The sequence below is a fragment of the Psychrobacter sp. JCM 18902 genome (assembly GCF_904846615.1).
Classification (GTDB): domain Bacteria; phylum Pseudomonadota; class Gammaproteobacteria; order Pseudomonadales; family Moraxellaceae; genus Psychrobacter.
In genome coordinates this window covers 2,308,993-2,321,363 of the sequence record NZ_CAJHBK010000001.1, presented here as the reverse complement: position 1 = coordinate 2,321,363, position 12,371 = coordinate 2,308,993, and the positions used below count along the sequence as shown (strand labels likewise).

The window sequence follows — 12,371 nt, the reverse complement described above, 5'->3', positions numbered from 1 at the left end:
TTGAGATTTATATTTAATAATTTATGTGGCTAATAGTAGGATAACTTATGAGTGAGTTAAAGATAGACACCAGACTTTGGTCATCTAAAGCGCGTAATTTGTCACCTTACGTTCCTGGTGAGCAGCCTCAGCATGAAAATTTATGCAAATTAAATACCAATGAAAACCCATTCCCGCCGTCACCAAAAGTAGGCGAGGCAATCGCAAAAGTCCTAGAGCAGCAAGCGGATGATCTGCGTTTATATCCAGCGCCTGAGTCTGATGATTTGCGTGCCGCATTGGCACAACTCTATGATATTGATATCAACCAAGTGTTTGTTGGCAATGGTTCTGATGAAGTATTGGCGCTAGTATTTGCCAGCTTTTTTCTAAAAGAGCGACCTGTTTTAGCACCCGATATCAGCTATAGTTTCTATCCAGTCTATGCGCAGACCTTTGGTATCGAGCTGGTACAAATTGCCTTGGAAGAAGATTTTAGTATTGACCCTGATGCCTATCGCCAGCCTTGTAGCGGCATCATCATTGCCAATCCAAACGCCCCAACTGGACTGCTATTATCGCTTGCCGATATTCGCAAGCTGGCTAGTGAGCACTCAAACTCAGTGATTGTAATTGATGAAGCTTATATTGATTTTGCGCGGGCAGCTGACGGTAGCTCAGATGCAGAAATTTCAGCAGTGAGCTTAATCAATGAGTTTGACAACATTCTTGTGACCCAAACCTTTTCAAAGTCACGTTCGCTTGCTGGACTACGTGTCGGTATGGCTTTTGGTAATGCCTCATTGATTGAAGCCTTAACCCGTATGAAAAACAGCTTTAATAGCTATCCACTGGATAAGCTGGCGCAAGTAGGGGCGACTGCCAGTGTACTGGATGTTGAGTATTTTACCCAGACCTGCCAGCAAGTCATCGACTTACGCCACTCTCTGACAGCAGAGCTGACAGCGTTAGGTTTTGATGTGTTGCCATCGCATGCCAACTTTGTTTTTGCCCGTCCTAAAGACGGTAATGCCAATACGGTAGCGAATGCGTTACGTGAGCAAGGTATCATCGTCCGTCATTTTGACAAGCCACGCATCAATGAGTATTTGCGTATCACTACCGGTACAGTAGAGCAAAACAACCGTTTGATAGATGCTTTACAGATGTTGCAGAAAGAGGCTGAAATTATTGCTGATTAATATCTCGTTCGCGATTTTGACAGTTAACAATTGAATCATGATGCTTGTATTGATAAAAAGCCTGCCAACATTGTGTTGAGCAGGCTTTTTTATGGATTTCTCCGATCACGTTTTTAGAACAATCTTAAGGGTATTTGTGGATATTTTCTTGAGTTAAAACGCTTAATAGATTACCGACTTTATCCAAACATTCTTGGTATTCAGCATCGCAATCAGAGGCGACAGTGATACCACCGCCTGCCCATAAGCTGATATGTCTTTTTTTATCTAACTCATTATGTGATGAAGTGTTAGCTTGCAGCGTACGAATGAGCACATTCCATTGACCACTGCCATCAAAGTTCATATAGCCCAATGTGCCGCAATAAGCACCGCGCGGTGTAGTTTCTAGCTCAGATATAATTTCAACCGCTCGCTTTTTTGGTGTGCCAGTAATTGAGCCAGCAGGCAAACTACCAAACAAAACGGCGAGTGGGTGAGTGTCCGTCTGTAATTCTGCGGTAATGGTGCTGACCATATGGTGCACATTGCTAAAACTCTCAATCGCGAATAACTGCGGCACTTTTACGCTGCCTATCTTGGCATATTTACCCAAGTCATTACGCAATAAATCGACAATCATCACGTTTTCGGCGCGATCCTTTTCACTATCAGTCAGTTGCTGTTTATAAGCATGGTCTTGTTGAATATTGGTGCTGCGCGGCATGGTCCCTTTGATGGGCTTGGTGATGATATGGTGCTTGCCAGTATCGATATCCTTGGTAAATGTAAAAAACAACTCAGGCGAGCAGCTCAATAATTCAAACGGATGCTGGGATGTATTATTTTTGATTTCACGGTTAAAGGGATTAACCGCTAAGTATCCAGCAAAAGGTGCTCGAGTATTACGATGTAAAGCAGGTAAGTAATCAATAAGCATCGGCAAAGCGCTATTATCGCTAGAGTTATGATCAAAAAAACCTTGCCATTCTTGGGTTAGGTTGATTTGATAACAGTCGCCTTGCTGTAGATAATTTTGGGTTTGATTAAATGCTTGTTGATAGTCCTGTTTGCGCCATCGTGATTTTAACACTAAAGGAGCAGGCAGTAGTGATGCTGTCAGTTGCGTTTTATTGAGACAGTCATCAGCCAGATTTTTATCTACTATATCTAAATAAGAGACAAGTGCCGTGATTATTTTATTTTTTTGCTGATTATCAGAGTCGTTTTCAGAGTCGCTCACAGTTGCATTTATCGTTAATTCCCAACCCGTGTTGCCATCATTTCCATTAGGTGTTAGGTAAATATCGTAATGTGCTAATACGGCACAAGGCTGTGCTGCTCGCTCAATTTTGGCGGCCGGGCTTAGCTCATGAGCCGCAATATCATAACCAATAAAACCTATCAAACCATGATGATAACTTGGTTTTTCATTTAAATCGTTTACTGATTCTGAGTTTTCATTATCAGTCTCATAAGTTTGACTATAACTGATTAATTCATCTTGCCAGTCGCTATAACTCATATGAGTGCTAGTGATATCATTGTGAATGGCGTCACGGCAGGTTTTTGTGACTTGATAAAGGGCTGCTTGTTCGTTCGAATCTAGCGTGTTTTCAGCGCAATCATGAACAGACCAGCTTACTTTTGGCAATAAGCCAATCACTGGTCGACCATCATTGTTGAGCCAAACCAATTGCCAGTTTGCCTTAGTATCTTGTGCGATTAAATACTGTTGTAGCAGCGGCATAAGTTCTGCAGCCGATAGGTCACCAAAACGCCAGCTAGGTTTAGTAGCTGGCGATGGGTCAGACATTATCTGCTCAATTTTGAGAGGATGTGCTGCGAGCATAGTTAGGCGTCAAACTTTTTAATGATTAATGTGGCATTAGTACCGCCAAAGCCAAAGCTGTTGCTCATTAGTGTCTCAAGCTTGGCTTCACGCATTTCGGTGACAATATCAAAGCCTTCAGCCGCAGGGTCTAAATTATCAACATTGATACTGGGCGCAATGAAGCCTTCTTGTAGCATCAATAAGCAATAAATTAGCTCTTGCGCACCAACGGCACCAAGGCTATGACCTGTCATAGATTTAGTAGAGCTGATCGCAGGTACTTGACTGATATAATCGCCAAATGCTTTAGCAATGGCTTTAAGCTCAGTGATGTCACCTAACGGCGTGCTGGTACCGTGGCTGTTTATATAGTCGACAGTTTGCAAACCAGCTTCGGCCAGTGCTTGCTGCATACAGCGCACGGCACCTTCACCACTTGGCGCAACCATTTCAGCACCATCAGAGCTGGCACCATAACCGACGATTTCAGCCAGTATGTTGGCGCCACGTGCTTGGGCATGCTCTAGACTTTCAACCACTACCATCGCACCACCAGCAGCAATCACAAAGCCATCACGATCTTTATCATAAGCTCTTGAGGCGCGCTGCGGTGTCTCATTATACTGCGTACTGACTGCACCCATCGCATCAAACATACAAGACTGTGTCCAATGTTCCGCTTCACTACCACCCGCGAGTATCACATCTGCTTTGCCTAACTGAATAAGTTCAGCCGCATGACCGATACAATGCGTCGACGTCGCACAAGCAGAGGTGAGCGAGTATGATACACCTTGGATTTTTAAACCTGTTGCCAATGCCGCTGATACTGAGCTGCCCATCGTTTTTGGCACAGCCATCGCGCCGACACCGCGCAGACCTTTTTCCCGCATGGCATCTATGGCATTGACAATGTTTTCTGTCGATGCGCCGCCCGAGCTTGCGACCACGCCCACGCGTGGATTATTATTGATGGTTTCAAGCGACAAACCAGACTGCTCAATGGCTTTTAAAGCACTGACATAAGCGTATAGACTGGCATCACTAAAAAACCGCTTCAACTTACGATCGATACCACTGGTATCAAGCGTCGACTGGTCAATACTGCCGCTAACGTGTGATTTAAACCCATGCTCAGCATAAGCCTCATTAAATGTAATGCCAGACTGCCCTTGCTTTAAAGCGGCAGTAACCGTGGCTAAATCATGTCCGATACAAGAGACAATCCCTGCTCCAGTGATAACAACGCGGCGCATATTCTATTCCTTATGAGTAACGATTTTTCACAATTACTTTTAATAATCGTTTTTAAGTATGTATTTCTATTATTTAATATTAGGGGGTATTGAGCGTTAAAGTCTCATTTTACAATCATTGTGATGATCATAGTAAAACTATATGCTTGGTAACTGATTATTTATAAGTAACGAACTACTTATAAATAGAAGTACAAGTGTACTGTGAGTTATGGCACATGATAACGTATCGAGCGTCCAAAATCTTTGTACAAGTGCAAAATAACGACAAAATCGCGCTTGCTGTCTAAAGCCATCTAAAAAGACCATTTGATTGAAGACAGCTTATATGATGGTATCAATCATACATTAAGTGATACTTTTGGATACAAAATTTGTGATTGCGATAACATTGTTCGCACTGACATCGATTATAGTGATTGACTAGAATGGCACATCTATTATTATAAATCGCTTACAATAAAACAAAATTACTCATCACATTAAGGACATCACGATGGCGAAGCGTAGCACTCTCTCTAAAGGTATCACTACCGTTGGCTCTTTTACTCGCAACAATCTAGAGCGCGTGGGCGCTATTATTGATAGCGTGAATGCTAAGACGGGAAAACCGCGTCAATACAAAGCAGTCAACTTAGGCGATGAAGACTATCAGCAGGATTTATTCCGTGAGCAAACGTTAAAAGCCACTCAGCAATTATTAGGGCCACGTTTTGCCACTTACGGTAAATATGCCAAAAAAGTAGTGCCAAACAGTTTTTTTCAGTCGACGGTCGATGGCGCTTTTGCACAAGTGGCAAACCTTGCCTCTAATTGGAGTCAGATTGATTTACCTAATGAGCATCGTTTCGCCAATATCGCAAGCTTAGATGATGAAGAGCGTTATGCATTAGCCACTGATATCGCCAATCAAAACCGTGCATTGGCAACGATAGGGGGCTTAACAGGTTTGGCTGGGCTTCCTGGTTTGCTTGCTGATACGCTATGGCTTTTATTGGTATCATTACGTACCGTTTATCAGTTGGGTGCTGTCTACAATAAACCCCTCACAGGTAAGCAAGGTGTCAAAATGGCATACGAGCTGCTAGCAAATGCTGATCTGAGCAAGATGCAAGAAAAACAAGCATTGCTAGCAGGTATTGGTATCGGCAAAGGCTTATTGGATAATGCCCAAAGCAGTGGTCTACACAATGAGCTAAAAAACCTAGGTCTAAAGGATAAAAACGTCAACTTTTATGCAGAACAAGTTGACAGCATTGCCAGTCAGGTCGGTATTGACTTGGATAAAATCAATTTAACATGGATACGCAAATTCTTACCAGTTACCGCTGTTATCGTTGGTATGCGCTACAACAGCCAGCTCATTGATGAAGTGATTGGCGTGGCTCAAGCGACTTTTGCCCCAGAAGCCAAACTTGCCAATCGTGCAATCACTGATGATAGCGGTAATGAAGCCAAGGTAAACAAAACAGCTGACAATGACAAGCAGCAAGATACTGAGAAAGAGTCAAGCAAGGATACCGATAGCAAGAAAGACACTACTGAAGAAAAAAATAACCATCAAGAAGCTGATAAAAAGGTCGTGAAAGAAACGCAGAAAGACGACAATGACAACAATGATAAGCAAGGCAGTCATAACAAATCCTCTGACAGCAAATCAAATAAGACGGCTAACAAGAAAAGCAAATAAGAGCGTCTAAACAATCAGACTTAAGTGTTACTTTTCTTAAGCCAGCTTATATCATAGAAGGATTATGAGCTGGATATCTACTGCTAATTTTGGCGATAATGTCTTCTTTCTCTTGAAAAACAAGATAATATCGCCATTTAGTACTCATAAATTGCTATTTATTTATAGTCAAACATTCTATTTAAATCGTTCGTAATGCTACTTTCGATATACTGTATGACAATCTACTTTTTAGCTGATTTTTAACTAAAAATAGATAAAGTGTTATAGTAGTAGGGTGAATGCATATCTATCAAATGTTGTAAAGTGCAATCACGCATAAGTGGTTGAAATAGCAGCAACAACTCTTTATAATACACTGTCCTAAAAATGGGTATACCAAAATCTGTCATTAAAGTCAGATGGATGGTGCGTTTCCCCATTTTTTTGTTTTATACCAAACGGGAGAAGGATGCCTCATGGCAACAACTAACCAATTGATTCGTAAAGGTCGCAAAACCATCAAGGAAAAGTCAAAAGTTCCTGCGTTGGAAGCGTGCCCACAACGTCGTGGTGTATGTACTCGCGTATATACTACTACCCCTAAAAAACCTAACTCAGCCATGCGTAAAGTATGTCGTGTACGTTTGACTTCAGGCTATGAAGTATCAAGCTACATCGGCGGCGAAGGTCATAACTTACAAGAGCACAGTGTTGTTCTTATCCGCGGTGGTCGTGTAAAAGATCTACCAGGTGTACGTTATCACACCGTTCGTGGTGCATTGGATTGCGCAGGCGTAAAAGACCGTAAGCAAGGTCGCTCTAAATATGGTGCTAAGAAGCCTAAAGTTTAATAACTAATCGTTATTAGCTAAGCTTTTTTATACCAAACATTAACTGTGCATGGGTCTGGTGTTGACAGTATTATTAAATTAGTAATTCACTGTTAAAACATACCGCCGTGCAGTAAGGCTGACTGACAACTCGATATAACGCCATCCAATATTAATTGGTGCGAGATTGTGAATGTCAGACACTCCTGAAGAAAAGGATATTTATTATGCCAAGACGTCGCGTCGTTGCTACCCGTGAGATCCTACCGGATCCTAAGTTTGGTAGCCAAACTGTTGCAAAATTCATCAACCATGTAATGAGTCATGGTAAAAAATCTACTGCTGAGCGTATCGTTTACGGTGCACTTGAAACAGTAAGCGAAAAACGTAAAATCGAAGATCCAGTATCTTTCTTCGAAGAAGTTTTAGAAAATGTACGCCCAATGGTAGAAGTGAAAGCTCGCCGCGTTGGTGGTGCAACCTACCAAGTACCAATGGAAGTACGCCCCTCCCGTCGTACTGCCTTGGCTATGCGTTGGTTAGCTGAAGCTGCTGCTAAGCGTTCTGAAAAATCAATGGCTTTGCGTTTAGCTGGCGAATTGAATGATGCTGCTGATGGCAAAGGCGCTGCTATGAAAAAGCGTGACGAAGTTCACCGCATGGCAGATGCTAACAAAGCGTTCTCTCATTACCGCTTCTAAGCTACTGTCTATTAGTAGTAGCTTTAGATTAGCTGGCTGAAGTCAGCTAATCTTACATTGTTATTTATTCTATTGATTGCCGCCATCGTTTATCTTGTTGTAAGTAGTTTTTGACTATCAACAACGAGATGGCGGACATCTATCAAGATGTCTCTCTTAATTAAGTATGCTTGTCACAAGAGAGCATCCCAAATCTGATGCCGCACTATTCTTAGTATTTGCTCTTTTTTTGTCCGTATTAGGCTCAATAATCAGTAAGTAATATGAAGCTGACCGCTTTGTCATAGAGTATGAGGTAGAGACACAATACATTATTATATACACGACTTTTCCTAGGAAAACACTATGGCTCGTAAAACTCCCCTAAAACGCTATCGCAACATTGGTATCTCAGCGCACATCGATGCTGGTAAGACAACCACTACTGAGCGTGTTTTATTTTATACCGGTGTTAGTCACAAACTTGGTGAAGTACATGATGGCGCAGCCACTATGGACTGGATGGAGCAAGAACAAGAGCGCGGTATTACTATTACCTCAGCAGCGACGACTTGTTTTTGGTCAGGTATGGCAAAACAGTTTGACGAACATCGTATCAACATCATTGACACCCCAGGTCACGTTGACTTCACGATCGAAGTTGAACGTTCTATGCGTGTACTTGATGGCGCTTGCATGGTTTATTGTGCAGTAGGCGGCGTTCAGCCACAGTCTGAGACCGTATGGCGTCAGGCAAATAAATATAAAGTTCCACGTCTTGCATTTGTAAACAAAATGGATCGCGTTGGCGCTGATTTCTATCGTGTCATTGAGCAGATCAAAACTCGTCTAGGTGGTAATCCTGTGCCATTGGTTATTCCAATTGGTAAAGAAGATGACTTCGAAGGCGTTATTGATCTAGTTACGATGAAAGCTCTTTATTGGGATGAAGCATCTCAAGGTATGGAGTTTGAAGAGCGCGAAATCCCAGCTGAATTACAAGAAAAAGCAGAAGAGTATCGTGAGATTCTTGTAGAAAATGCGGCTGAAGCAACAGAAGAATTGATGAATGAGTATTTAGAAAATGGCGAGTTGTCTGTAGAGCAGATTAACACAGCTATTCGTCAATTGACTATTGATAACGCAATCATTCCGCTACTTTGTGGTACTGCCTTTAAAAACAAAGGTGTACAAAAGATGTTGGATGCGGTTATTCAGTATCTTCCAGCACCTATGGATGTACCTGCTATTAAAGGTATCCTTGATGACAAAGATGAAACTGAAGGAACTCGTGAAGCGTCAGACGAAGCGCCATTCTCAGCTTTAGCATTTAAGATTATGAATGACAAGTTCGTTGGTAACTTAACCTTCGTTCGTGTTTATTCAGGTGTTTTGACGCAAGGCAGCAGCGTTTATAACCCAGTTAAAATGAAGCGTGAGCGTGTTGGTCGTATCGTACAAATGATGGCGAACTCTCAAGAAGAGTTACAAGAAATTCGTACTGGTGATATCGCGGCATTGGTTGGCATGAAAGATGTGACAACTGGTGATACGCTATGTGATGAGCAAAATGTTATCACACTTGAGCGCATGGAATTCCCAGATCCAGTTATCAGCCTAGCGGTTGAACCTAAGACCAAAGCTGACCAAGAAAGAATGTCAATTGCTTTAGGTCGTTTGGCGAAAGAAGATCCATCGTTCCGTGTACACACTGACGAAGAATCTGGTCAGACAATCATCAGTGGTATGGGTGAGCTGCATCTAGAGATTCTTGTTGACCGTATGAAGCGTGAGTTTAACGTTGAAGCGAACATCGGTGCGCCGCAGGTTGCTTATCGTGAAACGATTCGTAACACGGTTGAGCAAGAAGGCAAATTCGTACGTCAGACTGGTGGTCGTGGTAAATTCGGTCACGTTTGGTTACGTCTTGAGCCACTTGATCCAGCGGGCGATACTGAATATGAATTCGCTGAAGAAGTTGTTGGTGGTACTGTACCGAAAGAATTCCATGGTGCTGTTGATAAAGGTATCCGAGAACGCATGAAAAATGGCGTACTTGCTGGTTATCCAGTGGTTGGCGTAAAAGCGACCTTGTATGACGGTTCTTACCATGACGTCGATTCGGATGAGCTATCATTTAAGATGGCTGGTTCTATGGCATTCAGAAAAGGCTTCATGGCAGCAGATCCAGCGCTACTTGAGCCAATCATGAAAGTTGAAGTTGAAACGCCTGAAGATTATATGGGCGATATCATGGGCGATCTTAACCGTCGTCGTGGTTTGGTACAGGGTATGGAAGACCTACCTGGCGGTACTAAGCAGATCCGTGCCGAAGTACCATTAGCAGAAATGTTTGGTTATGCCACACAAATGCGCTCAATGTCACAAGGCCGTGCTACTTATTCAATGGAATTCCAAAAGTACGCTGAGATTCCAAAATCAGTTGCTGCTGACATCATCTCTAAATTCAACAATAAAGATGATGACGAGTAAGTAATCGTCTATTAAATATGACAATGTAGCTATTATCTTTATGTTGTCATAGAAGAATACGCCAATAATTGGTTAAAAGACTTGTTATTGGCGGTGATTTTCTTATAATATCTGCACATTAGTATGTGTACCCTTTTAACAATTATCTTAATGTGGTCAAGATCGTCTTTGTTATCGTATTTATACGAGCTTAGCATTTGACCCCAAAAAAAGAGGAAATACCCATGGCAAAGGCCAAGTTTGAACGCGTAAAGCCACACGTCAACGTCGGTACAATCGGACACGTTGACCACGGTAAAACAACCCTAACAGCTGCCATCGCAACGGTAGCAGCAATCACTTCAGGTGGCGAAGCCAAAGACTACGCGTCTATTGACTCAGCACCAGAAGAAAAAGCACGTGGCATCACCATCAACACCTCACACGTAGAATATGACACCCCAGCACGTCACTACGCTCACGTCGATTGCCCAGGTCACGCCGATTATGTTAAAAACATGATCACCGGTGCCGCTCAGATGGACGGCGCAATCCTAGTCGTATCAGCAACTGACGGCCCAATGCCACAAACCCGTGAGCACATCCTGCTTTCACGTCAGGTTGGCGTACCGTACATCATCGTATTCATGAACAAATGTGATGTTGTTGATGACGAAGAATTGCTAGAACTCGTAGAAATGGAAGTTCGTGAACTTCTTAATGACTACGACTTCCCAGGTGATGATACCCCAATCATCCATGGTTCAGCGACTGAAGCCCTAAAAGGCTCACAAGAAAAATACGGCCAACCAGCGGTTGTAGAACTTCTTAACGTTCTTGACACCTACATCCCAGAGCCAGAGCGTGACGTTGACAAAGCATTCCTAATGCCAATCGAAGACGTATTCTCAATATCAGGCCGTGGTACTGTTGTAACAGGTCGTGTTGAATCTGGTATCGTACGCGTAGGCGACGAAATCGAAATCGTCGGTATCCGTGACACTCAAAAAACCACCTGTACTGGTGTAGAGATGTTCCGTAAACTGCTTGACGAAGGTCGTGCAGGCGAAAACTGTGGCGTACTACTACGTGGTACCAAACGTGAAGATGTACAACGTGGCCAAGTACTTGCTAAGCCAGGTTCAATCACTCCTCACACCAAGTTTGACGCTGAAGTTTATGTGCTTAGCAAAGAAGAGGGTGGTCGTCACACACCATTCCTAAACGGCTATCGTCCACAGTTCTACTTCCGTACCACTGACGTAACTGGCGCAATCCAATTACAAGACGGTACTGAAATGGTCATGCCTGGTGATAACGTTGAGATGGGCGTAGAGCTTATCCACCCAATCGCTATGGACAAAGGTCTTCGCTTCGCTATTCGTGAAGGCGGCCGTACTGTAGGCGCTGGTGTTGTTGCTAACGTACTAAACTAATCTATCCGTCTCAGTAATGAGATTGTAAGTTAGTCATAAAAAGCCATCCTTGAATAAGGGTGGCTTTTTTTAGATCAAATGATCAGGAAATATGGTTATTCTTCGGTAGTATGAACACACCTTTCGTTATCTTAGCCAACATGATTAGCCAGTTATATCTATAACGTTTATAATTTACTTTCCAATCTATTGTAATTCTTAGCGGAGCTTGCTATATTAACGCTGCTTCTTATTAGTCGCTTGTATCTTCATTTTGTTAAAGTAATGATGATTCAATAGCACATTCAAATAAGAGCAAAACTAGGTAAAAATAATAATTTTACCGCTAAAGGCTTGCATTTTATATCAAATATTGTATAATGCTGTCCTTTACACCCATAGGCGATTGGCTCAATTGGTAGAGCATCGGTCTCCAAAACCGAGGGTTGTAGGTTCGAGTCCTACATCGCCTGCCATCTTCTTATCACATCTTTGTTATACCTCACCATCTCCGAAGCGAGTTCTTTATGAGCAATGATCAAGATAACCTCGAGACTAAGTTATCTGATGCCAAGGCGGGTGCTGGTGGAATGCTGTCTAAAGGTAAGCACATCTCAGCGGGCAATCAAACAACTGCTGTTGAAGTGGCTAAAACAGGCTCAATAAAAGATGTGGTACTGTGGCTACTTGCCGCAGCAGTATTAATCGGGGCGACGTTAGTTAATCAGTATTTACCTGGCTATTGGCAACCTGCCAATGATGTCTGGGTACGTATTGGTATTATCGTTGCCCTTATTGTATTCGCCTTAGTATGCTTGGCATTAACGCATCAAGGCCGCGCTTTTAAAATATTATTGAAAGACGCTGCTGTTGAATTGCGCCGAGTGACATGGCCAGGTAAAGATGAAACGTTTCAATATACCTGGCAGGTCATTGTCATGATTGCCATTGTTGGTTTTCTGGTTTGGTTATTAGATAACTTTTTTAATTGGTTCGTTGGCATCTTTATTGGTTAGTCGCACGTATTAGTGAGTCTTACCCCAAAATTTACT

The 12,371-nt window shown here is 42.6% G+C and carries 9 protein-coding genes and 1 tRNA gene; 8 read left to right on the top strand and 2 right to left on the bottom strand.

Going from position 1 to position 12,371, the window contains the following annotated elements; all coding sequences use genetic code 11:
• The first annotated feature begins 47 nt into the window (after positions 1-47).
• On the top strand, positions 48-1,181 hold the full coding sequence (gene hisC, locus JMY05_RS09535) for a histidinol-phosphate transaminase (RefSeq protein ID WP_201614918.1): 1,134 nt from the start codon (positions 48-50) through the stop codon (positions 1,179-1,181).
• Between the two features lie 124 nt (positions 1,182-1,305).
• On the opposite strand, the gene JMY05_RS09530 is transcribed toward hisC, so the two are convergent.
• Together JMY05_RS09530 and JMY05_RS09525 are read right to left on the bottom strand one after the other, a co-directional pair.
• A complete protein-coding gene (locus tag JMY05_RS09530; protein WP_227678156.1) occupies positions 1,306-2,976 on the bottom strand; it encodes an anthranilate synthase component I family protein in 1,671 nt (556 codons plus the stop codon).
• A gap of 38 nt (positions 2,977-3,014) precedes the next feature.
• The gene (locus tag JMY05_RS09525) at positions 3,015-4,250 is read right to left on the bottom strand and encodes a beta-ketoacyl-ACP synthase II (RefSeq protein WP_201614914.1); all 1,236 of its coding nucleotides are present in this window, start codon (positions 4,248-4,250) and stop codon (positions 3,015-3,017) included.
• A gap of 496 nt (positions 4,251-4,746) precedes the next feature.
• Here JMY05_RS09525 and JMY05_RS09520 point away from each other — a divergent pair, with 496 nt between their 5' ends.
• The 7 genes from JMY05_RS09520 to secE all read left to right on the top strand — a co-directional run bounded on the left by JMY05_RS09520 (position 4,747) and on the right by secE (position 12,335).
• Positions 4,747-5,940: an EcsC family protein gene (locus JMY05_RS09520; protein WP_045447988.1), complete on the top strand. Its 1,194-nt coding sequence runs from the start codon at positions 4,747-4,749 to the stop codon at positions 5,938-5,940.
• A 458-nt stretch (positions 5,941-6,398) separates the two neighbouring features.
• The gene (gene rpsL / locus JMY05_RS09515; protein ID WP_011281154.1) at positions 6,399-6,773 is read left to right on the top strand and encodes a 30S ribosomal protein S12; all 375 of its coding nucleotides are present in this window, start codon (positions 6,399-6,401) and stop codon (positions 6,771-6,773) included.
• Between the two features lie 206 nt (positions 6,774-6,979).
• The gene (gene rpsG / locus JMY05_RS09510; RefSeq protein WP_021814163.1) at positions 6,980-7,453 is read left to right on the top strand and encodes a 30S ribosomal protein S7; all 474 of its coding nucleotides are present in this window, start codon (positions 6,980-6,982) and stop codon (positions 7,451-7,453) included.
• Positions 7,454-7,798: 345 nt separating this feature from the next.
• Positions 7,799-9,925, top strand: a complete 2,127-nt coding sequence (gene fusA, locus JMY05_RS09505; protein WP_045447991.1) for an elongation factor G — start codon at positions 7,799-7,801, stop codon at positions 9,923-9,925.
• Positions 9,926-10,149: 224 nt separating this feature from the next.
• Complete coding sequence (tuf, locus tag JMY05_RS09500; protein WP_055124836.1) at positions 10,150-11,340, top strand: elongation factor Tu; 1,191 nt, start codon at positions 10,150-10,152, stop codon at positions 11,338-11,340.
• A gap of 379 nt (positions 11,341-11,719) precedes the next feature.
• A tRNA-Trp gene (locus tag JMY05_RS09495) sits at positions 11,720-11,795 on the top strand.
• Between the two features lie 51 nt (positions 11,796-11,846).
• Complete coding sequence (secE, locus tag JMY05_RS09490; RefSeq protein WP_083475710.1) at positions 11,847-12,335, top strand: preprotein translocase subunit SecE; 489 nt, start codon at positions 11,847-11,849, stop codon at positions 12,333-12,335.
• Positions 12,336-12,371 lie beyond the last annotated feature (36 nt).

Excerpts from the sequence above, each read along its gene's own strand:
- hisC (WP_201614918.1), top strand. The coding sequence starts at position 48 with ATGAGTGAGTTAAAGATAGACACCAGACTTTGGTCATCTAAAGCGCGT.
- JMY05_RS09530 (WP_227678156.1), bottom strand. The coding sequence starts at position 2,976 with ATGTCTGACCCATCGCCAGCTACTAAACCTAGCTGGCGTTTTGGTGAC.
- JMY05_RS09525 (WP_201614914.1), bottom strand. The coding sequence starts at position 4,250 with ATGCGCCGCGTTGTTATCACTGGAGCAGGGATTGTCTCTTGTATCGGA.
- JMY05_RS09520 (WP_045447988.1), top strand. The coding sequence starts at position 4,747 with ATGGCGAAGCGTAGCACTCTCTCTAAAGGTATCACTACCGTTGGCTCT.
- rpsL (WP_011281154.1), top strand. The coding sequence starts at position 6,399 with ATGGCAACAACTAACCAATTGATTCGTAAAGGTCGCAAAACCATCAAG.
- rpsG (WP_021814163.1), top strand. The coding sequence starts at position 6,980 with ATGCCAAGACGTCGCGTCGTTGCTACCCGTGAGATCCTACCGGATCCT.
- fusA (WP_045447991.1), top strand. The coding sequence starts at position 7,799 with ATGGCTCGTAAAACTCCCCTAAAACGCTATCGCAACATTGGTATCTCA.
- tuf (WP_055124836.1), top strand. The coding sequence starts at position 10,150 with ATGGCAAAGGCCAAGTTTGAACGCGTAAAGCCACACGTCAACGTCGGT.
- secE (WP_083475710.1), top strand. The coding sequence starts at position 11,847 with ATGAGCAATGATCAAGATAACCTCGAGACTAAGTTATCTGATGCCAAG.